The sequence below is a fragment of the Acinetobacter sp. YH12041 genome (assembly GCF_013419975.1).
GTDB lineage: Bacteria > Pseudomonadota > Gammaproteobacteria > Pseudomonadales > Moraxellaceae > Acinetobacter.
In genome coordinates, this window is sequence record NZ_VOZC01000005.1 from 231,090 (window position 1) to 252,339 (window position 21,250).

Here is a 21,250-nt window from a genome sequence, read left to right on the forward strand (position 1 = left end):
CATGAGTCAAATTGACAATGCTGCTGTTTCAGCACATCTCTCCCATGTGCGTATTGTCATGGTTAATACCACCCTGCCTGCCAATATTGGTAGTGCCTTACGTGCCATGAAAACTATGGGCCTGTGCAAACTGGTCTTGGTTGCACCAAAAACCTACCCACATCCGGACATTGATGCCCTAGCTGCAGGTGCAACCGATCTGATCGAGCAGATTGAAATCGTAGAAACACTGGAAGAAGCCATTAAGGATTGCCAGATCGTCTTTGGGACCAGTGCGCGTAGCCGCACCATTCCATGGCCTTTACTAGATGTCCGTCCAGCGGCAGAAAAAGCACTTTCTGCTGTGGTGCAAGAAAAACAGGAAATTGCGATTCTGTTTGGCCGTGAAGACCGCGGTCTGACCAATGAAGAACTGGCAATGGCGAATTATCACTTAACCATTCCTGTGAATACGGATTATGGTGTTTTGAATGTTGCTCAAGCCATTCAGGTGATCTGCTATGAACTGCGTATGGCAGCACTGGATCAGGTTGAACACCCACGTGATCCAAAAGCCACCATGCAAGTCATTGATGGCATTGAAATGGAATGGGATGAACCACTGGTGACCCATGAACAGATGGAACAGTTCTACCCGCATCTGGAAAAAATGCTGGCAGAAATTGAATTTATGGATCCAAAAAACCCACGATTACTTCCTTTACGCTTGCGTCGCCTTTTCGGACGTATACAATTAGATCGTATGGAATATCACTTACTTCGTGGTATTTTCACTCGTGTTCAGGCACTGAATAACGGCACCTGGAAAAAATCTTCCCATACATCACAACAGGATGAGGATCAAAACTAATGCTAAAACAGCTCAAAGAAGATATCCAAGCTGTCTTTGCGCGCGATCCTGCAGCACGCAATACCTTAGAAGTCTTAACCACCTACCCTGGCATCCATGCACTGATTATGCATCGCATGGCACATGAGCTATGGAAAAAAGACTGTAAAGGTACAGCGCGTGTTTTGTCCTCTTTTAGCCGTTTTGCAACAGGTATCGAAATTCACCCAGGTGCCAAGATTGGTAAACGTTTTTTCATTGATCATGGCATGGGCGTTGTGATTGGTGAAACTGCGGAAATTGGCGATGATGTCACCTTGTATCATGGTGTGACTTTGGGTGGTACCACCTGGAATAAAGGCAAGCGTCACCCGACTCTGGAAGATGGTGTTGTTGTTGGTGCAGGTGCTAAAATCCTGGGGCCATTCACGGTAGGTAAAAATGCCAAGGTTGGTTCCAATGCTGTGGTTACCAAAGCAGTTCCGCCGAATACCACAGCGGTCGGCAATCCTGCCCGATTTATTACCAAAGACCAGCCAAAAGAGGATGCTGAAGCACGTCGTCGTGATTATGCGGAAAGCATTGGTTTCCAGCCTTATGCAACTACACAGGATCAGACCGACCCGATTCTGGAAGGTATGCGTGTTCTACTTGACCGTATTCAACAAAATGAAAAACGCATGAATACACTGTGCAACCGCCTGTCTCTACTTGACCCGACTTTTAAGAAAAACCAGTTAAATGAACAGCCGTTTAGCAAGGAAGAACTTAAAATTCTGGAAGATGCGCGCCGTGAGTGCGAAGCACAAACCAGTCAGTCCAAGGCCTGACTATAAATCGTAATTCTTTTGTAACACGCATTTGCTTGCATGATCGCAGCACTTTTCATAGACTGACGATCATGCATTTTTTGAATAGATGTTTTAAAAAATAACATGAATGGACGGATATTATGACCTTGAAGCCCTTAGCAATTGCTTGCTTAGCTTTTACCATGACGGCGTGCTCTATGGCACCGACCTCAAGCAAACAAGAACAGAAACCAGCTGATCAGGTAGTTTTTGTTGAACCTGAACTTACTCCGCCATTTTATGCTTTAAATCCATTTAACTATAACGAACCACCTCCATTTGAAGTTCATTTGCAAAAAGCCGCTGCGCAGCCAGTGACGAAAATGGTGGTCACTGATCCTAAAGATCCGTCTAAACAGTTAACCCTAGATGTGAACAAGCTGATCATCCCGATGGTGGATAGCAATACACGCAGTATGCGTTATGCAGCACTTGCCAATGAAAATGAAATCGACATTACCGAAATCGATGATTTCTTGCAGATGGTAGAAGGTAAAGCGCGTCATTACCCACCCCGCTTTAGCGACCGTCAGGAACGCCGTGGTTTTGAAGCAAAACTTCGCGAAGTTTCTCAACAATTGGATACTTTAGCTTCACGTCCAAATGCTTCATTTGATGTCTTAATGCGTGCATTTAAGGCCAGCGTGATGGCACGTAATCTTGATTTGGGTTCTATCTATACCACCAAATCAATGACCTATGCACAGCGCATTCTTCGTATTAACCAGGATGATGCTGAAGCAAACTTCTGGTTCGGTTTTGGTCTGTCTGAAGGTGGTGGTCACCGCGAAGCAATTCAGTATCTGGACAAGGCAATGCAGGCGGGTGTTCAGGAAGCTTATTTATCTGCGGCAAATAACTACATTGCCATGGAGAATAAAAAGAACGCTGTTCAGGTTCTGAATAATTACAAAATTAAATATCCGCAAGAAGCTGAAGTCGCTGATCGTCTGATTCAGGAAATTGAAAAACAGGGTCGCTGGAACGTATGGCAAGTCATGCAAACAGCCGCTCCTGCACCAACAACCCCTGCGCCTACACCAGCACAATAAGCTATATTTCAGATTCATAATATTACAAATAGACCGCTCCGGCGGTCTATTTTTATGGGAAAAAATTAGTAAAATACAAAGCATTATCAAGCTTTATAATTTTAAATGAGTGTTCAAAGTCTTTATGCACGAGAAAATAAATAAGATAGCATTACTTTGCACTGTACTCATGACAGCTGTACTGAGTGGCTGTCAGGTGGTGAGTGTTAAAGAGCAGGCTATTAATGTCACCATCAATAATGAACGCGATAGCATTCTTACACGCGATAAGTTGAGTGAAGCTAGTCTGAATGTCCTGTCCATGACCGGACGTGAAGCACAAGTCTGTGAAAATAATCCAGAAGAATGTGTGAAAGAGCTACAAGAAATTCCACAGATTCTGGATGAGCAATTACTTTCAACATCGAGTGAATTATATCTAGCTAAATCACTCCAGCTTGGTAAATCGGCTGAATGTAAGACCAGTGCTCTGGCTAAGACCCGATCTGAAGAAAAACAGCAACTGCAAACCCAGAACCTGCAAAAATGTCAGGAACAGCAGTTACAAATGCTGGATAAAAGTATCCGCTACAGTTATGCCTATCTGTTTCAGACTGAACGTGCACCACAGGACCGGATCTTCGACAACCGACAAGTTCAGATTCGTGACTTTTATAACCTGGCGATTGCTCATTTAATCCAGATCTACGCGGAACGTTATAAAACCAAAGAAGCCGGTCAACATCTGCAGGTTGGCAACAGCGTCTATACCATTAATCTGGACAATTTCCCCCAGCTCAAGAATCAGTCGATTGAACAGTTAATGTCGACCTATAACATGAACTTCTCTGGTCTGCGCTCGATTACCCGTCGTGACGGTTTCGGCTCTGAGTTTCTGGTGGTTTTGCCAGAAGAAAAAATATCCAAAAAAGATAAAAAATATCTGGTTGATCCCCTAAATCACCAATATCAAAATGGCGTAAATCCTTTTATTCATTCAGCACGTTATCTGGCAACCACGATTACCGCCATTCCAGAATCAGCAAACTCTGTGGAACAGATCCTGAATAACAGCAACTTCTATTTAAAACTTTATGACCCGTATAAATATGACAAGATTAAAGTTGCCAATAAGGAATATGCTTTAGCGGCAAACTTTTCAGCGCCTTATGGCTTATGGCTGGCAGAAAATAACCTGGGACGTGCAGCCTATCTGACACTGATCAATCGTGACGATAATCTGGTCATGCCTCATCTATTTATGCTGGAACCTTATAATCCAAATAAAAAGGTTTTAGTGCTGATTCATGGTTTGGCCAGCAGCCCGGAAGCCTGGATTCGTTTAACGAATGATATTATGGGTGATCCGGTCTTAAGAGAAAATTTCCAGGTGTGGCAGGTCTTCTACTCAACCAACATGCCTATTCTGGAAAGCCGTTTCCAGATTAATGCGCTGCTTCAACAAGGTTTCGCGCGTATTAGTAATAATGCACCAGCCAAAAAAGAAGCTGTACTGGTTGGACACAGTATGGGCGGTGTCATTGCCCGTCTATTGGTGAGTGATGCAGATATTACTGAACCCGCTTTTAATATTGTAAAAAATTCAAAGCTGACCAAGTTCCGGGACAATCCGCTCTTTAAAGCACGCTTGAAAATGCAGCCAGTTCCGAATTTTAGTCGCGCTATTTTCCTGGCAGCACCGCATAAAGGTACCGATTATGCAGATCGCTGGCATACCAAACTGGCACGTAAAATTATTCGTGTGCCGAGTGCCTTTTTGGGTGCATTTGCCGACACTGTCCAAGGTGAAATTGGTTTAAGTGATTTTCTACATGAAGTTGGTCGTGACCTGATTCAGAATGGTCCGAGTGACCTTAGTAAAAAATCAAAATTCACAGCACTGACCAAAGATATCAATCCTGCACCGGGTTTCAAATTTCACTCGATTATTGGCAATAATACAGATAGTGATGATGAAAATATCATGACTGATGATGTGGTTGCTTATCAGAGTGCATATCTCGAAGGTGCAGCTTCCAATAAAATTATCAAAGGTGGACATTCCGTTCAGGAAACTCCCGAGGCTGTACTGGAACTCCGCCGCCTTCTCAGATTACATCTGGTCGACCTGGGATTATATGACCCTGATTAAATCTTGATAAAAGATATAAAAAGCTGCCTATCGGTGGCTTTTTTTATGGGCAACCCATGTATCAATACCCTTTTATGCTTTATATCGACTAAGTCCGTCCAAATACAGATTCCTGCGGATTTATATTTCTTTCTAAAAATTAAATTTGTTAGACTTGGGGCAATTATTTTTGACATTCAAACCAGTCTTTACAGGATTTTAGCTTAGGCTATTTTTCAGGTTTTCCGAGGATAGTGTTTCGGAAAAAGATTCAGGTTTTGCTTTATATATTTAAAGGATTTTTTCTTAATGACCAGTTCAGAACTTGTGGCTGATCTCTCTAGCTTAACGCCCATGATGCAGCAGTACATGTCGGTCAAAATGCAGCATCCACACTCATTGATGTTCTATCGCATGGGTGATTTCTATGAACTGTTCTTTGAAGATGCCCATAAGGCCGCCAAAATTTTAGGCATTACCCTGACCCATCGCGGTAAAGCCAATGGCCAGCCAATTCCCATGGCCGGTGTACCTTTCCATGCTGCTGAAGGCTATCTAGCTCGTCTGGTGAAAAAAGGCGAAACGGTGGTGATCTGCGAGCAGATCGGTGAAGTGACTGGTAAAGGTCCAGTTGAACGTGGGGTCGTCCGAATTATCACTCCCGGGACTTTAACTGATGATGCCTTATTAGGTGCGCATCAAACCTCCAACCTGGTTGCTCTGTGTGTTCACCAGCAACAAATCGGAATTGCACTTCTCGACCTGAGTGCGGGTTTATTTAAAGTCCAGCAAATCGATTATGACTTAAGTCAGTTAGCCATTGAGCTGGCACGCCTGATGCCAAGCGAAATTGTGGTGGATGAAAATCTGCAAGATCAGGCACTGATAGAACACTTAAAACAACAGCTAGATATTCCAATCAGTAAACGTCCGAATGTTGACTTCAACCAGAACAATGCTCAGAAGACATTATGCGACCAGTTTGCAGTAAGCACACTTTCAGGTTTCGGAATTGATCATCTCCCTTTGGCCAAAGCTGCTGCGGCTGCATTGATTCACTATGCCAAAGAAACCCAGAAAACGGCTTTACCACATATCCGAACCATTCAACTGGAACAAAGTTCAGACTTTATTGCACTGGATCCAGTTACCCGTCGTAATCTTGAGCTAATTGAGCCTTTATTTGAACATGGCACTTCATTGTTCCAGCTAATCAATGATTGTCAAACTGCTATGGGTGGCCGTCTGCTTAGCCGAACCTTGATGCAACCGCTTCGTGATACCGCGATTCTGGATGAGCGACTAGATGCGACACAGGCATTGCTTAAAGGTTTCCATGAATCGCCAGTCCGTCTGGTCTTAAAAGAAATCAGTGATATTGAACGTGTACTCAGCCGTATTGCTCTCGGCAGTGCACGTCCACGCGATCTGGTTCAATTACGTCAAGCTTGTGCACAGATTCCATTTTTACGCCATGCGTTACAACCGCTGTTAAGTCAGCAGAATTCGAAATTATTGCAACAGCTGAATGAAGAACTGGGCGATTTTCATGGCCTGCATCAGCGCCTGATGTCAGCTATTGTTGAAAATCCGCCGGTACTGCTACGTGATGGCAATGTCATTGCAGAAGGTTTCGATAGCGAGCTGGATGAGCTGCGTAAAATCCGTGATCATGCCGGACAGTTCCTGATTGATCTGGAGATTAAGGAACGTGAGCAAAGCGGCATTCCTACCCTGAAAATCGGCTATAACCGTGTCAGTGGTTATTATATCGAACTGACTCGTGCACAAGCTGAACAGGCACCTGAACATTATATCCGTCGTCAGACGCTGAAAAATGCCGAGCGTTATATCACGCCTGAACTAAAAGCTTTTGAAGATAAAGTATTGTCTAGCGAATCCCGTGCACTTGCTCGCGAGAAAATGCTATTCGAAATGTTGCTGGATGAACTGCGTCAGGATATTGGCAATCTACAGATGATGAGCAGTGCGATTGCCCAGATCGATCTGTTGGCAAACTTTGCCCATCAGGCACGTTTACGCAATTGGGCACGACCAAAATTCAGCCCTGAAATTGGTGTGAAAATCGTTGCCGGCCGTCATCCTGTGGTTGAAGCCTTAAGCAAGGCAGCCTTTACTCCAAATGATACCCAGCTGGATTATCAGCACCGTATGGCCATTATCACCGGTCCAAATATGGGTGGTAAATCCACCTTTATGCGCCAGACTGCCCTGATTGCCCTGCTGGCTTATTGCGGTAGTTATGTGCCAGCGCAATCGACAACACTGGGTCCAATTGACCGAATCTTTACCCGGATTGGCTCTGCAGATGATTTGTCGACTGGCAAATCAACCTTTATGGTGGAAATGACGGAAACTTCGCAAATTCTGCATCATGCTACCAGTCAATCTCTGGTTCTGATGGATGAAGTGGGTCGTGGAACCAGTACTTATGACGGGCTGTCCCTGGCTTGGGCTTGTGTGCTGGATCTGACTAAACGGATTCAATGTCTATGTCTGTTCGCAACGCATTATTTTGAGCTAACCGAACTGGACAAAGAAGCAGGAATTGATAACTATCATGTCACAGCCAAAGAACTAAATGGCAACCTTATTCTGCTGCATAAAGTCCAACATGGCCCAGCTAGCCAGAGTCATGGTTTACAAGTGGCTAAACTGGCAGGTATTCCTGCGGCTGTAATTAAAGAAGCTCAGCATCGCTTGAAGATTCTGGAAAAGCAGCATCAGGCCAAACCACAGAGTCCGCAGCATGATCTGTTTGCGATGCCTGAAATCATCGAAAAAGTCATCGAGATTGAAAAGCCTTCAGCAGCGCTTGAATTATTAGAAGACATTGATGTCGACAATCTGAGCCCACGTGAAGCATTACAGCAACTTTATGCTCTTAAAGATCTCATGAAACAGCCAAGTTAAAATCTCTTCTAAGCCCTATCCCGCATAGGGCTTAGCTGATGATGATTCTCATTCCCTAAGCCTTTCATCCAATCATCGCAGTTTTTTCAAATTTAACAGCCCTATATATAACAAATATCAATAAAAGGAATTGTTTGTTCCCTCTATTTTTGCCTAAAATACGGTATTCGTCATTAGAACCATATTTTTTAGGTAGCTGTCGCCATGACCTTCGTTGTCACTGAAAATTGTATTAAATGTAAATATCAAGACTGTGTTGAAGTTTGCCCAGTAGACTGTTTCTATGAAGGTCCTAACTTCCTTGTGATTAACCCGGACGAGTGTATCGACTGCGCGTTATGTGAGCCTGAATGTCCTGCGAATGCAATTTTCTCTGAAGATGAATTACCGGAAGGCCAAGAAGTCTTTATCGAGCTAAATGCTGAACTGTCTCAAAAATGGCCGAACATCACACAAATTGGTGAGCAACCTGCTGACCGTGAAGAGTGGAATGGTAAAACTGATAAATTACAATATCTTGAAAAATAATTTTTCAAATCTTAAAAAAGACCAGCATAGACTGGTCTTTTTTTATACCCCATCCACACATTTCATTGCAATTTATCCTGATTTTCTCCGTAAAAGTGGACTAAAATAGCGCTATTTTAAAATATCTGAATTGCTATCAATGAAGCATTTAATAAAGGGGTTATTGAGTGTTTGTATAATCCCGCTTGTCTTTGTAGGATGTGCTACCACCACAAAACAGTCTGGTAAAGTAACTCCAGATAAAAGGATTTACATCCCAGAAGAACGAGTCCAGTACAACCATAAACCACAGCCTAAACCGGTTCCTTATGTCTATACTCACTGGGTATCGGCACTAAATAACCTGTCTCTTGTACGTGAATATGAAAACTTTTTGGCCCAGCAAGGGGTCGGAAATATTATTCCAAGTTTTGAGCTGATGCGTACTGCACGGGATTGGGCTAAATGTGGTCGATCGCAATATATGATTCCAAGCCGTGAGCTCTGGTCAAATCAGGTGCCTACTTTACGTGTCTTCAAATATCTGGTTGCTGCCAATGTACTGACTGATTTTGAAGTCACTTCGGTTTATCGTGACCTGCCTTTAAATCAGTGTGCCGGTGGAGCCAATTCTTCACGTCACCTGTTTAACTCGGCAATTGATTTTCGGATCGGACCTGAGTACCCACAGGCTCAGGATTATGCAGCAATTGAAAATACCAAGTTCAAACTGTGCCAGTTTTGGTTACAGCATGGACAAAGCCTGAATATGGGGCTCGGTTTATATGCCTCTGGCCAAATCCATATTGATACTCAAGGTTATCGCACTTGGGGCCCGGATTTAAGTCGTCGCTCATCAATGTGTAATTACTAAGTCATTTCATTTTCTATACAAAGCCAGCTTTTGGCTTTGTATAGCCTAAAAAATCAGCGAATATAGAACAATAAATTGCGCTGTGCCCGGAAAAGTTTAAAATGCACGCATCACAACAAAGGTGCGAGTACTATGCAACAAATGTGGACAGATATTGACCGCTACATTGATTCACATTTAATTCCTGAAGATCCTATCCTGAATCAGACTCTTGAAAATACTGCTGCACATGGTTTTCCAGATCATCTGGCTGTTGCGCCGAATCAGGGCATGCTGCTGCAAATGCTGATCCAGATGAATAAGTGCAAGCGCGTACTGGAACTAGGAACCTTTGCTGCATATAGCACCATGTGGCTGGCTCGTGCCCTCCCTGAAGACGGTTATATCTTGACCATTGAAGGCCGTGATACACATGCTGCGATGGGACAGGAAAATATTGATCGTGCACAGTTAAAACAGAAAGTTGAGCTGAAATGTGGCCGTGCTGCAGATGTGCTTCGTGCCCTGCCTCAAGATACTGAAGCCTTTGACTTTATTTTTATTGATGCCGATAAGCAAAGCTATCCTGAATATCTTGAGCTGAGCTTAAATCTTTCTCACTCCGGTACTATCATTTTCCTGGACAATGTGATTCGTGCCGGTGATATCATCAATCCGGATAATAAAAAACCAAGTATTGAAGGCATTCGTGACATGTTTAAAGCGCTGGAAAATCATCCACGTATCTTATCTTGTACTGCTTTACAGACCGTTGGCAGTAAAGGACATGATGGTTTTGCACTCGCAATTGTCAAATAATACGACTAGAACAAAAATCAGCCAATAAAGTATTCTCGATAAATAACATCATCTTACAGAATGTAACCACAGAGTTATCCACAATATATGAGGATAACTCTGGTTATTTTTAATTCAAGCTGTAACAATTTATCAAAAAATACATTTCTGTAGGTTTTATCACCCTCTTTCTACTTCGCTACCAATAATGGCACTTTAGAATTTCGGAAAATCGTTGTCGCAATACTGCCCAAGAAGAACTGGTGGATCTTGCTGTGACTGAATGCCCCCAAGACAATTAACTGAATCCCATGTTCCTGCTGATAAGACAGGATATTTTCAGCTACTTCTCCATAGCGGTATTCTGGAACGACCTCTAGTCCTGCTTCTGTCAAATATTGCAGAGGCTCATTCAGGATTTCCACATGATCCCCGATATAAAGCAGATGACATTGTAATTGTCTTAATAAATCACTTTCTGCAATGCGTTTCATCATCTTCACACAAGTCGGCGAATATTCATAAGCAAAGATAAAACGTGTCGGTGGTCTGAAGTGTTCCCCTACAGTCATCACTGTACAGTTAGCACCACGGATAAAGTTTTCTACATTGGTGCCGATTGGCTTGTTTTTCTCGGCAGAACGCTCACCGAGTAGTCCGATTACAGCAATATCATCAGGTTTTAGAATCTGAAAACTTTGTTCCAGAAAATCACCCTTTTCCTGAATATGGGTGGTGCGGATACCATAATCTTTAAAGATACGATCCGAAATATGCTGGAGCAGATTATTGCTATAACTAAGCGCAATTTCACTTTGCTTTTGCTCCAGCTCAGCCAGCTCTTTAAGCAACATGGCATTGCTTTCAAAGCCAATCACACCGCTAATTTCCCCAAGATGATAACTGGCCGGGTAATAATCCAGAACCTGTAATAAAACCAGTTCACGGCCGGTCTGTTTGGCAATCCATGCAGCCGCATCTGCAAGTGCGTTCGTGCATGGTGAGGAGTCTATGCAGGCAATGACACGTTTCATGTTCAGCCTCTCTTTTATAATAAAAATTTCTTAGTTATTTTTAACTTAGCACAAGCATTAGTAAATGTGCACTGAAATCTGTAAGGCTTGAATTGAAATATGTTAACTTTTATGTGATGTGATAAGACCTTTACCTAATATTAAGCGCTTGATATAAATCCTTTTTCCAAGCACCTTTTTTACTATTTTAATCCCGATATCGAATCAATTTTGCCGGATTTCCGGCGACAATTGCACGCGCTTCAATATCCTTCGTGACCATGCTATTCATCCCTATAATCGCCTGATCGGCAATTTTCACCCCATCTTTAATGCCAACATTGGCACCTAACCAGACATCCCGACCAATCTCAATTCCTTTGGACCTGACTGGCTGCTGATAAATCGGCTGATCCAATTCCATCCCATGATCAAAGGCATAAAGATGACAATAGGCTGCGATGCGTACCTGATCATGCAGTTTAATCCCAACCCGACCACCATCCAGAATACAGTGATGATTGATTGCAACTTCGCTCCCTATCTCCAAAGGACCATGTAGCGTACAATCTGCCGCAATAAAGGTATTATCTCCGATACTAATTTTACGACCCGGCTCAGCAAAGATATGCGCCAACGGCGAAATAAAACAGTTTTCGCCAATCTCAACTGTTTCCATCTCCATCAAATAGGCCTGATATTCTTTCTGCCAAGCTTCAGCCCAACCACGATTCTTCGGTTTTAAGGACCAATATAGCCAAGGCATATAGTTCAGACGATGTTTATGCTGCTCGCGATATTTCAGTAATGGATCTTGTTCAGTCATCTGTGGCTTCTTCTATGATTTTTAATTGTTTACGACCGCGAGTGACATCCTGAATTTTTAAAGCAAAAGGTTCAATCTGATGTTTCTGGAATTGTGCCTGAACCTGTACGCCTTCAGCCGAATATTCTTCCTGATAGTCAATCTGCTGCTGATTCAACTCATACTGAAAGATCGCCCACTCATTAAACTGGCAAGCAAATTCGACCTTTTTCTTTTCAATCAGCTCAATTTTTTCAGCTAATAACAAACATTGTCCAGCACAGCCGCCATAGGCACGGACCAGTCCGCCGGTGCCTAATTTAATACCGCCATACCAGCGATTCACCAGTACCAGTACATTGGTTAGCTCATTGCCTTCAATAGTCGCGAGGATCGGTCGGCCAGCGGTACCCGATGGCTCACCATCATCATTAAAGCGTACATGATGACCGATTTTCCAGGCCCAGCATTGATGAGTGGTGGTCGGATCACGATAGACCTCCAGAAAATCCTTCACATCCTGCTCATTTTCTACAGGTGTGGCAAAGGCCTGAAATCGGCTTTTTTTGATGTCTTCCTCAAAACTGACAAGGCTGGCAATGGTAAATGGCATAACTTCAGGCATTCAAATTTCACCTGTGCAGTATACCTGTTTTGATGGGGCAAAGAAAAAGCCTCTCTAAACGAGAGGCTTGATTCAATTTAATTTTATTAATTACTTTTAAATTTAACGTTCACGCAATGCTTCTTTAGCCTTGTTGAATGGCTTGATCAGATAGTCCATTACCGTTTTTGCGCCGGTACGAATGTCAACAGAGGCCACCATACCTGGTGTGATATTAAACTCCTGCCCGGCGGCATTTCTCAATTTGTCACTATCGGTACGGATATACACACGATAGTAGAACTGATCCTGTTTGACTTCATCCCGCAAGGTATCTGGCGAAATCACGGTCACTTTACCTTTTAGACCGCCATAAATCGAGTAATCATAGGCAGTAATCTTCACCAGTGCTTCCTGATCAGGACGGATAAAAGCAATATCACGTGGTGAAATTCGGGCTTCAACCAGTAATTTCTCGTCCAGAGGCACGATGGTCATCAGCTTGCCATTTTGTGGTACCACTCCACCCAAAGTCATGACATCAATTTCTTTGACCACGCCACGAACTGGGGATTTAAAAATGGTCCGGTTCAAGGTATCTGACTTGCCGCGTACCACCTGTTGCTGAGTTTCCACATCAGTATTGGCTTTGGAAAGTTCTTCCCGTGCTTTAACATAGTACTGGTTACGAATATCATTCATCTGGTTACGCAGGTCATTGGCTTCTCGCTTCAACCGTAAAACTTCAACTTCACTGGCTGCCCCTTTAGCCACCAATGGCGCGGTCATTTCCAGTTCCTGTTGTACCAGTACCAATGCCTGTTGCAAGCCGGCAAGAGATTCTTCCAGATTGGCACGACGTGACTGATACAGTGCGGTTTCTTCTTTAACCAGTTTCGGATATTTCAGCACTTCTTCAGGGAAAGACAATGGCGTACCACTCACTTCTGCACGTAAACGGGCGGAAGTCGCACGTGAAGCGATTAGTAAGGATTCTGATTCACCGACATTTGATTCAAAGCGGGTTGGATCAAGCTGAGCCAAGACTTGGCCACGTTCTACAATCTCGCCTTCTTTAACATTTAACTTGGTTAGAATGCCGCCCTCCAGAGACTGAATCACCTGTTCTTTGGAAGATGGAATGACTTTACCCGTACCGGTCGAGACCTCTTCCAGTTTAAATAGCCAGGCCCATGTCAATAGAATTAACAAGCCAATGCCCACAATCCAGATAATCAGACTAGATTTAGGTAATGGCGGTTCCTGAAAGCTCACTTTGTTTGAACGCGTTAATGTTTGTGGTTCACTCATGCGCTTGCTCCCACGACCCGTTTAGTTCCTACCTGTGACTGATTTAATATTTGGTCTCGTGGACCATCCATGACAATTTTGCCATCATTGACCACGAGAATACGGTCAACTAACTCCAGTACGGCGCGACGATGCGTTGCCACTACCAGTGTACGATGGGACAGATACCCTTTCAGATGATCAATTAACTGCTTTTCTGAAACATCATCAATCGCTGCAGTTGGCTCATCTAACAACAAAATTTTAGGCTGGCGGATCAGGAGTCGTGCGAGTAATAAGGCTTGACGCTGTCCACCCGAGAAGCCCACTCCACCTTCCAGAATGATATGATCCAGACCTTCTTTTTTCTCTTGAACAAAGTTAAGTGCACCAGTGATTTGTAAGGCTTCCAGAATCTGTTGATCCGTAGCGAGCGGTGCACCCAAAGTCAGGTTTTCACGAATACTACCGTAAAAGAGTTGTGAATTCTGATTGAGCAGGCCCATATCACGGCGTACATCTGAAGGATCTATCAGGGTCAGATCAATACCATCCAGTTTGACCTTACCCTGTGCTGGGGTTTGCATGCTCGACAACAGTTGTAACAGCGTCGATTTACCTGCACCGTTACGGCCCAGAATTGCAATTTTTTCACCTGGCTTAATTTCCAGTTTTGGAATGACCAGACTCGGTTTGGGATCATCATCGCCGTATTTGAATACCACGCCACTCAGGTCATAATGACCATCCAATACAGGACGGTGAATCAGATGTGAATAGTCCGGTTGATCCACCGGTTTTTTCATCAATTCATCCAGACCGCCTTTAGCCACTTTGGCTTGTTGTAAACGCCCCAAGACACCAGTGATTTGTGAAATGGGTGCCAGCATCCGTGATGATAAAATCGAACAGGCAACTAAAGCACCTGTCGTCATCTCACCATCCATTACTGCAAATGCACCCACCAAGACCACAATGGCAAAGGTGAGTCCCTGAATTTTTTGAGTCCATGCTGTCATTAAGCCAACAATTTTACGTTGTTGCATGCTGACATCAGCAGAGACTTCATTCATATGATTCCATTGGTTCTGGAAGCGGGTTTCAGCTCTTAACAGCTTGATATCTTCAATCCCTTGTACGGCTTCCACTAATAAAGCATTACGGATCGCAGATTCACGCATTCCTAACTGTGCCAACTTAGCCAGTTTTTTCTGCGCCAGAATCCCTGGAAGAATCATGAGTGGTACTACCAATAGCATAACCCAGAACAGGTTGCCGCCAATAATCCAGAAGATCCCCAGGAACAGGAAGAAGAATGGCAGATCTGCAATAGCCGTCACAGTAGTTGAAGTGACCAGTTCACGCACACCTTCGAGTTCACGAATCTGCGAAATAAACGTTCCGGTCGATTTGGAACGCTCACTGTTTTTAATTCTTAAGGAATGCCCAAATACCCGGTCAGATATTTTCAGGTCAGCCCGTTTACCAATAATGTCTGAAAGATAAATACGGGATACCCGCAATACAAACTCGAAAATCGCCGCAATCAGTACACCGCCGGCCAACACCCATAAAGTAGGAATCGATTGTGAAGGAATGACACGGTCATAAACGTTCATCGAGAAGACAATCGTTGCCAAAGCCAGAATATTGGCGATTAAAGAGGCAAACATCACATCGATATAGCGTTTCCAGTCTTTAAGAACAATTGACCAGAACCAGTTTTTCTCAAAGGGCTTGATGTATTCGTCGACACGCGCATCCGGCACAGAAGACTCTGGTCGCAGGATATAAACATGCTTCGCACCTGTTTCTAACTGCTCGATGGTAAAACTTTGCGATAAACCGGCATCACCACTCAGTTGTACACTGACATTACCTTGTGTGTCGATACGTTCAATAACACCGACATCTCCGCTATCAAATTCAACCAATAAGGGCAAACGCCAGGGATTCAGCAGACTGCTATCAAATTTATTTTTGCGGACATTTAATCCCATCTGACGGCTAACAATCTTGAGCATTTCATCAATGTCATGATGCTGGTTCCAGTCCAGTTGCAGACGAATGCGCTCCTCAGATGGTTCGATCCGATAATGCTTGGCAATATTTAAAACTGCCTGAAGCCACGGTTGATAATTTATTGTAGTACTCATGGCTGAACTTCAAACCCCTGAATAGAAATACGGTTAAGCGCGTAAATATCCCGTGTACGACCTGTCACCTGAATGTATTGCACAATTGCCGAATAGATGTCATAGCGCGCTGATTCAATTTCCTGTGCTGCGCTGTGAATAGCCTGTTCTGCGTTTAATAAATCCACTACAGTCCGTGTGCCCAATTTATATTGTTCTTGATATAGCTCTTTGGTTCGTACCGTGGTTTCACGGCGCTGAGCCAGGACATCCATTTGTCTTTGTTTATTTTCAATCTGTTCCCGGATTAAGCGAACCTGATCCAGCACATCCAGATAAACGGTATTGACCTGTGCGCGTGCCGCTTCTTCGGCATAACTGGCAGCACGTGCCTGAGACCGAACAGCGCCCCCCTGATAAAAATTGCTGCTGGCTTCAATCATAATTGAATTATAAAAGCCATCATCTTCATTATTATTTGGATTTCGACCATTGACTGCCTGACTTAAGCTACCTTTCAGATTAATGGTCGGATAACGGCTTAAACGTGCCTGATCTTTTTGCAATCGAGCTACATCTACCCCTGAATGTGCCAGGATCATACTGGGAATCTGAGTAAATTCAGGATCCTGATAAAGATCAGCCTGGGTTACGATACGATCTGGAATTTCCCATTGGATTGCAGAGACATCAAATCCCAATAATGTTCGCAGACGTTGCTGATATTGTCTTAACTGGGTCTGTTGCACAATCAGGTTAGATTGTGCAGCTTCCAGATTGGACTGCGCCTGAACCGGATCGGCCTGTGTGCTAATCCCGGCGCGGGCACGTAAATTGGCAATTTCTGCAATCCGTGCGATACCCTGAATCTGCTGTTCGGCAATCTTGGTAATTTCCTGATAGCGTTTAATATTGACGATGGCATCCGCCACCTCTAATGCAACCTGATCCAGGCTTACCAATACTCTTGCCTGATCTTCTGCCAGTCTCGCCTCTTCAACACTGACATTGGTTTTAATCTTGCCAAAGTCATATAGCATCTGGGTTGCATTCAGAGAAACCACCTGACGTCCACGTTCACCTGAGGTCAAATCTCCGGTACCTACACCGCCAGATAACTGCGGATAATAGGCTGCTTTGGCCACATCAATATTGGCTGCCTGTGCAGATAAAGACGAAATACTCTGGGCAATTTCCGGACGACGCTGAACTGCTGTATGAACCGCCTCAATCAGACTCATTTTTGCAGGAATACCAGCATTTATAGGTCGAATTGAAGATTGTCCCTGCTGCGGCCGACTAATCTGTGGCAGTTCGGCTACTTTTGAGGTATCCAGTGAGTACTGACTCAGTGAGCTAATATCAATCGTCTGCGCTGATCGCGTTGGCTCTGGAGCAATCAGTTTTCCTAACCCACTTTTAATATTATTAAAATAATTCTGTGAATTTTCTGCATGTACGAATGGCACAGATAAAGGTAAAAGAAGAATGATCCATATCCCCTTATTTTTATCTATTATCCCCTGAACATTTTTTAAGTGCTGCACCCTAAATTGCATAATAATGAATGTTTCGTGTTTTAGCCTAACAATATATCAAATCATACAAAAAGATAGCTTTTTCGTCTTAAGTTAAGTAAAAAAAAACCGCATTTGACGACTAAAGTCTTAATGCGGGTTTTTCTGATAATGAAAATTTTCTATACAGTAAAGTCATCACCCAGATAAACTTTACGTACCGTTTCATTGGCCAGAATTTCTTGTGCCGTGCCTTCAGCAATGACTGAACCTTCGCTGACAATATAGGCATGTTCACAGATGGCCAAAGTTTCACGAACGTTATGATCGGTAATCAATACCCCAATTCCACGATCTTTCAGCGTCGTAATAATATCTTTAATATCGCCCACTGAAATCGGGTCAACCCCGGCAAAAGGTTCATCCAATAACATGAATTTTGGGTCGGCCGCCAAAGCACGAGCAATTTCAGCACGACGACGTTCACCACCCGAAACACTCATACCCAATGAATCTTTAATATGGGTAATTTTAAAGTCTGCTAGTAATTCGGCTAAACGTTGTTGACGCTGAGCTTTGCTTAAATCCTTACGGGTTTCCAGAATCGCCATAATATTTTCAGAAATGGTTAGTTTTCTAAAAATAGAAGCTTCCTGAGGTAAATAGCCAATCCCTTTTCGCGCACGTTCATGCATTGCCAAGTCAGACAAATCGAGATCATCCAGATGGATTTCACCCTTGTCCATACGCACCAGACCCACCACCATATAGAAACTGGTAGTTTTACCTGCACCATTAGGCCCTAAAAGCCCAACAATCTGCCCACTTTCCATACTGAAGGAAACGTCCTTGACTACCCAGCGTTTACTATAATTTTTCGCCAGATGCTTAATGGTTAAAGTTTGAACCTGATGCGTCTGTGCCATTAATCACGTGCTCCCGGAAAGGATTTCGAAGATGAAGGCGGAATCACGATTTGTACACGACCTGCTGCTGAACCGGTTTTATTTGGTGTACCTGTTGCTTCAATATCGCCTTTATTCATGCTGTATTTCAGTGTATTACCACGGATACTAGCGCCATCTTGCTGCAAGTAGGCATTTCCAGATAGGGTAATAATCCCGGTTTCCGCATTATAGACAATTTTCTGTGCCTGACCTTTGGCCAAACCTTTGGCAGGATCAACTTTCTGCTGAAATTGAGCCGGGCTACCTGTTGCCGTAATCAGGCTGATCTGTTTTTTATTATTCAGATTCGCCACAATTGAATTGGCTTGCAATTTCATGGTGCCCTGTTCAATGATGACATTACCCGAATAAGTGGTGACTCCAGTACGCTCATTAAAAGTCGCACGGTCAGCTAATAAGGTAATCGGCTGATTACGGTCAGATGGCAATGCAAACGCAGTGGCTGAACCCAATGCAACCAGACTTAACAACGCAGCGCGCTTAAGGAAAGTTTTCATCATTTTAGCTCTAGGAATTTGGTTCATACTTTCCTCGAATATTAAAGAATTCGTATTGACCATCATTAAGATTGGCTTTTAGGCCCTGACTGATAAATTCAGCCTGTGGAGATTCAACAATGACAGTTTTATCGGTTTCAATTTCACGTGTTTTTGGAAAAGCGGTCAGCTCCTCGGTACGGAACTGCATTTTTCCATTTTGCATGATCTTGGTCGCCAGCACTTCTTGAGAAAGTACAACTTTTGTATTGTCATCATAACCGTTGCCCTGTTTGGCAAAGAATGTCGCATCAACCTGACCGTCTTTATAGGTCGTTGCCTGCAGATTTTTGAGACTTGAAGTCTCTAGCTGCAGGTTTTGTTCAAGCTGGTCGACCTGGGCACGAACAGACAACATGCCCTTTTCATCAGTTTGGGTTAAGTTAATATTATTCGCAGAATAGGTCATGCTACGTGCAGAATCAGTCTGCAACTTGTTGCCTTTACCGCTGTAATAGTAATAACCACCACTTATTGCGGCAATGATAATAGCCGTAAGATATAAAACTCTAGTGTCCATAAGCGGTGTACTTAATCCAGGATGTATGACTTATTAATAAGGCGCACGAGTATATTTTTCAAGTAACTCTTGGTACTTACCTTTGGACATCAGTAACATGTCACAAATCTCGCGTACCGCACCACGACCACCATAGGCCTGCGTTACCAGATCAGCACGACGACGTACTTCAACATGGCCGTTTGGAACAGTCACTTTCATGCCAGCAATCGCGAAGGCAGACAGATCAGGCCAGTCATCACCCATGTATAAACAGTCTTCAGGGTCGATATTGAGCTGAGTACAAGCTTCACGTAAAGCAGTCCCTTTATCTTCGCGGCCCTGATAAACCAGATCTACACCTAAATCCGACATACGTTTTTGTACGATATTGCTTTGACGTCCAGTGATAATGATCACTTTGATTCCGGCTTGCTGTACCAGTTTCATACCCAGCCCATCACGGATATCAAAAGACTTGATCTCATCACCCGTATTGGTCAATGTAACAAAACCGTCGCTTAAAATACCATCTACATCAAGTACCAGTGCCTCAATATGACGTGCCTGCTCTAATAATACATAAGATGCCATTTATTAATTTACCCCAGCCTGAATCAGGTCATGCATACTAATTACACCAATAACTTTATTGGCATCATCAACCACTACAAATTGATTAATTTTACGTTCGTTCATTTTTTCCAGTGCAACGACAGCACGTGCTTCCTGAGAAATCGTCAGCGGATTTTTGGTCATCACTTCCTGAATCGGTAAATTGACATCAAAACCTTGCTGCTTGTCGATCAGTCGGCGCAAGTCACCATCAGTGAAAATACCCAGCAGAAGGTCATTTTGATCCACAATTGTGGTTAAACCTAGGCGTTTATTTGAAATCTCGTATAAAACTTGATTCATCGGTGTATCTGGTGACACTTTTGGCAATTCTGAACCTGTATGCATGAGATGTTTTACATGCAGCAATAAGCGTTTACCCAAGGCACCTGCTGGATGTGACAAGGCAAAATCGTCAGCAGTAAAACCCCGTGCATCCAGAAGAGCGACAGCTAGTGCATCACCCAGCGCTAAAGTTGCCGTTGTACTCGAAGTCGGTGCCAGACCAAGTGGACAGGCTTCCTGAAGATGACCCAGAGTTAAAGCCACATCAGCATTTTGTGGCATTGGGCCTTTAGCATCACCACTAATGGTAATTAAGGGAATTTCCAGACGCTTGATCAGAGGCATCAGCATCATGATTTCATCGCTTTTGCCTGAGTTTGAAATGGCAATCAGTACATCACCCGGTACCAGCATCCCAAGATCACCATGCCCTGCCTCACCTGGATGCATAAAAAATGAAGGCGTGCCCGTAGAAGCAAAAGTTGCCGCCATTTTACGGCCAATATGCCCGGATTTCCCCATCCCGGTAATCACCAGACGACCTTTACACTGCAGGATAATTTCACATGCCTGACTAAAACGCTCATCAATCTGCGTGGCTAAAATCTGTAATGCTTGTTCTTCGATACGCAAGGTTTCAAGTGCAACTTTCTGGAAGTCTATTTGATTTGGCATATTTGGTGGGTTCAAAGTAGGTTTACCTTAACTCTATACAGAGTTGACTCATTCTAGCAAAAAATAATTTTCGCAATTTTATCATATCTATGCAAATAGCAGGTTTCAAAATGTAGAGCTTTTCATAAAACTTAAACAGAATGTTTTGAAATTTCCCTGACCGAAAGCTCTTCATTATTTAGAATTTCATTAGGTAAATCAGTTCTGGTTGTCCTTTTTATTTTGCGTAGGCAATAAAAAACCCCAATCTTCCGATCAGGGTTTTTTGAATTTTGGAGCGGGAAACGAGACTCGAACTCGCGACCCCAACCTTGGCAAGGTTGTGCTCTACCAACTGAGCTATTCCCGCAATATGGGAGTGAATTATAGAGAGT

19 protein-coding genes and 1 tRNA gene are annotated in these 21,250 nt (G+C 43.5%); 8 read left to right on the forward strand and 12 right to left on the reverse strand.

Annotated features, from left to right (window positions below; all coding sequences use genetic code 11):
- Position 1: 1 nt before the first annotated feature.
- The 8 genes from FTU00_RS06340 (at position 2) to FTU00_RS06375 (ending at position 9,955) form a co-directional block, all read left to right on the forward strand.
- Positions 2-850 (forward strand): RNA methyltransferase, encoded by an 849-nt coding sequence (locus FTU00_RS06340; RefSeq protein ID WP_034703830.1) that lies wholly within the window; start codon positions 2-4, stop codon positions 848-850.
- On the forward strand, positions 850-1,659 hold the full coding sequence (gene cysE / locus FTU00_RS06345; protein WP_159122783.1) for a serine O-acetyltransferase: 810 nt from the start codon (positions 850-852) through the stop codon (positions 1,657-1,659). The genes FTU00_RS06340 and cysE overlap by 1 nt, the downstream gene beginning before the upstream one ends.
- A gap of 122 nt (positions 1,660-1,781) precedes the next feature.
- On the forward strand, positions 1,782-2,732 hold the full coding sequence (locus FTU00_RS06350; RefSeq protein WP_004786208.1) for an ABUW_2363 family tetratricopeptide repeat lipoprotein: 951 nt from the start codon (positions 1,782-1,784) through the stop codon (positions 2,730-2,732).
- A 124-nt stretch (positions 2,733-2,856) separates the two neighbouring features.
- On the forward strand, positions 2,857-4,863 hold the full coding sequence (locus FTU00_RS06355; protein WP_180179354.1) for a triacylglycerol lipase: 2,007 nt from the start codon (positions 2,857-2,859) through the stop codon (positions 4,861-4,863).
- A gap of 288 nt (positions 4,864-5,151) precedes the next feature.
- The gene (gene mutS, locus FTU00_RS06360; RefSeq protein WP_180179355.1) at positions 5,152-7,776 is read left to right on the forward strand and encodes a DNA mismatch repair protein MutS; all 2,625 of its coding nucleotides are present in this window, start codon (positions 5,152-5,154) and stop codon (positions 7,774-7,776) included.
- Positions 7,777-7,980: 204 nt separating this feature from the next.
- Positions 7,981-8,304, forward strand: coding sequence for a ferredoxin FdxA (fdxA, locus tag FTU00_RS06365; RefSeq protein ID WP_004786212.1), 324 nt, complete (start codon positions 7,981-7,983; stop codon positions 8,302-8,304).
- A gap of 139 nt (positions 8,305-8,443) precedes the next feature.
- Complete coding sequence (locus FTU00_RS06370; RefSeq protein ID WP_004786214.1) at positions 8,444-9,157, forward strand: D-Ala-D-Ala carboxypeptidase family metallohydrolase; 714 nt, start codon at positions 8,444-8,446, stop codon at positions 9,155-9,157.
- Between the two features lie 132 nt (positions 9,158-9,289).
- Complete coding sequence (locus FTU00_RS06375; RefSeq protein WP_180179356.1) at positions 9,290-9,955, forward strand: O-methyltransferase; 666 nt, start codon at positions 9,290-9,292, stop codon at positions 9,953-9,955.
- A 170-nt stretch (positions 9,956-10,125) separates the two neighbouring features.
- Here FTU00_RS06375 and FTU00_RS06380 read toward each other — a convergent pair whose 3' ends face one another.
- From FTU00_RS06380 to FTU00_RS06435, 12 genes are all read right to left on the reverse strand, one after another.
- Positions 10,126-10,968 carry a universal stress protein gene (locus FTU00_RS06380; protein ID WP_034703837.1) on the reverse strand — a complete coding sequence of 281 codons (843 nt, stop codon included), beginning with the start codon at positions 10,966-10,968 and terminating at the stop codon, positions 10,126-10,128.
- Between the two features lie 187 nt (positions 10,969-11,155).
- Positions 11,156-11,773, reverse strand: a complete 618-nt coding sequence (locus tag FTU00_RS06385; RefSeq protein WP_180179357.1) for a DapH/DapD/GlmU-related protein — start codon at positions 11,771-11,773, stop codon at positions 11,156-11,158.
- Positions 11,766-12,365, reverse strand: a complete 600-nt coding sequence (locus FTU00_RS06390) for a YigZ family protein (protein WP_180179367.1) — start codon at positions 12,363-12,365, stop codon at positions 11,766-11,768. Before FTU00_RS06390 ends, FTU00_RS06385 begins: the two co-directional genes overlap by 8 nt.
- Positions 12,366-12,479: 114 nt before the next feature.
- Positions 12,480-13,667, reverse strand: a complete 1,188-nt coding sequence (locus FTU00_RS06395; RefSeq protein ID WP_004786223.1) for an HlyD family efflux transporter periplasmic adaptor subunit — start codon at positions 13,665-13,667, stop codon at positions 12,480-12,482.
- Positions 13,664-15,802 (reverse strand): type I secretion system permease/ATPase, encoded by a 2,139-nt coding sequence (locus FTU00_RS06400; protein ID WP_180179358.1) that lies wholly within the window; start codon positions 15,800-15,802, stop codon positions 13,664-13,666. The genes FTU00_RS06395 and FTU00_RS06400 overlap by 4 nt, the downstream gene beginning before the upstream one ends.
- Complete coding sequence (locus tag FTU00_RS06405; protein ID WP_180179359.1) at positions 15,799-17,340, reverse strand: TolC family outer membrane protein; 1,542 nt, start codon at positions 17,338-17,340, stop codon at positions 15,799-15,801. Before FTU00_RS06405 ends, FTU00_RS06400 begins: the two co-directional genes overlap by 4 nt.
- A gap of 140 nt (positions 17,341-17,480) precedes the next feature.
- A complete protein-coding gene (gene lptB, locus FTU00_RS06410; RefSeq protein ID WP_004786227.1) occupies positions 17,481-18,224 on the reverse strand; it encodes an LPS export ABC transporter ATP-binding protein in 744 nt (247 codons plus the stop codon).
- A complete protein-coding gene (gene lptA / locus FTU00_RS06415) occupies positions 18,224-18,790 on the reverse strand; it encodes a lipopolysaccharide transport periplasmic protein LptA (protein WP_159122791.1) in 567 nt (188 codons plus the stop codon). The genes lptB and lptA overlap by 1 nt, the downstream gene beginning before the upstream one ends.
- Positions 18,774-19,322, reverse strand: a complete 549-nt coding sequence (gene lptC, locus FTU00_RS06420) for an LPS export ABC transporter periplasmic protein LptC (RefSeq protein ID WP_175967395.1) — start codon at positions 19,320-19,322, stop codon at positions 18,774-18,776. The genes lptA and lptC overlap by 17 nt, the downstream gene beginning before the upstream one ends.
- A 33-nt stretch (positions 19,323-19,355) precedes the next feature.
- Entirely contained in the window at positions 19,356-19,895 is a 540-nt protein-coding gene (locus FTU00_RS06425) for an HAD family hydrolase (protein WP_034170294.1), read from the reverse strand.
- Positions 19,896-19,898: 3 nt separating this feature from the next.
- Positions 19,899-20,876, reverse strand: coding sequence for a KpsF/GutQ family sugar-phosphate isomerase (locus tag FTU00_RS06430; protein WP_004786235.1), 978 nt, complete (start codon positions 20,874-20,876; stop codon positions 19,899-19,901).
- 273 nt (positions 20,877-21,149) lie between these two features.
- A tRNA-Gly gene (locus tag FTU00_RS06435) sits at positions 21,150-21,225 on the reverse strand.
- Positions 21,226-21,250 lie beyond the last annotated feature (25 nt).

Bases quoted from the DNA above. Each gene is read 5' to 3' on its own strand.
- FTU00_RS06340 (WP_034703830.1), top strand. From the start codon at position 2: ATGAGTCAAATTGACAATGCTGCTGTTTCAGCACATCTCTCCCATGTG.
- cysE (WP_159122783.1), top strand. From the start codon at position 850: ATGCTAAAACAGCTCAAAGAAGATATCCAAGCTGTCTTTGCGCGCGAT.
- FTU00_RS06350 (WP_004786208.1), top strand. From the start codon at position 1,782: ATGACCTTGAAGCCCTTAGCAATTGCTTGCTTAGCTTTTACCATGACG.
- FTU00_RS06355 (WP_180179354.1), top strand. From the start codon at position 2,857: ATGCACGAGAAAATAAATAAGATAGCATTACTTTGCACTGTACTCATG.
- mutS (WP_180179355.1), top strand. From the start codon at position 5,152: ATGACCAGTTCAGAACTTGTGGCTGATCTCTCTAGCTTAACGCCCATG.
- fdxA (WP_004786212.1), top strand. From the start codon at position 7,981: ATGACCTTCGTTGTCACTGAAAATTGTATTAAATGTAAATATCAAGAC.
- FTU00_RS06370 (WP_004786214.1), top strand. From the start codon at position 8,444: ATGAAGCATTTAATAAAGGGGTTATTGAGTGTTTGTATAATCCCGCTT.
- FTU00_RS06375 (WP_180179356.1), top strand. From the start codon at position 9,290: ATGCAACAAATGTGGACAGATATTGACCGCTACATTGATTCACATTTA.
- FTU00_RS06380 (WP_034703837.1), bottom strand. From the start codon at position 10,968: ATGAAACGTGTCATTGCCTGCATAGACTCCTCACCATGCACGAACGCA.
- FTU00_RS06385 (WP_180179357.1), bottom strand. From the start codon at position 11,773: ATGACTGAACAAGATCCATTACTGAAATATCGCGAGCAGCATAAACAT.
- FTU00_RS06390 (WP_180179367.1), bottom strand. From the start codon at position 12,365: ATGCCATTTACCATTGCCAGCCTTGTCAGTTTTGAGGAAGACATCAAA.
- FTU00_RS06395 (WP_004786223.1), bottom strand. From the start codon at position 13,667: ATGAGTGAACCACAAACATTAACGCGTTCAAACAAAGTGAGCTTTCAG.
- FTU00_RS06400 (WP_180179358.1), bottom strand. From the start codon at position 15,802: ATGAGTACTACAATAAATTATCAACCGTGGCTTCAGGCAGTTTTAAAT.
- FTU00_RS06405 (WP_180179359.1), bottom strand. From the start codon at position 17,340: ATGCAATTTAGGGTGCAGCACTTAAAAAATGTTCAGGGGATAATAGAT.
- lptB (WP_004786227.1), bottom strand. From the start codon at position 18,224: ATGGCACAGACGCATCAGGTTCAAACTTTAACCATTAAGCATCTGGCG.
- lptA (WP_159122791.1), bottom strand. From the start codon at position 18,790: ATGAACCAAATTCCTAGAGCTAAAATGATGAAAACTTTCCTTAAGCGC.
- lptC (WP_175967395.1), bottom strand. From the start codon at position 19,322: ATGGACACTAGAGTTTTATATCTTACGGCTATTATCATTGCCGCAATA.
- FTU00_RS06425 (WP_034170294.1), bottom strand. From the start codon at position 19,895: ATGGCATCTTATGTATTATTAGAGCAGGCACGTCATATTGAGGCACTG.
- FTU00_RS06430 (WP_004786235.1), bottom strand. From the start codon at position 20,876: ATGCCAAATCAAATAGACTTCCAGAAAGTTGCACTTGAAACCTTGCGT.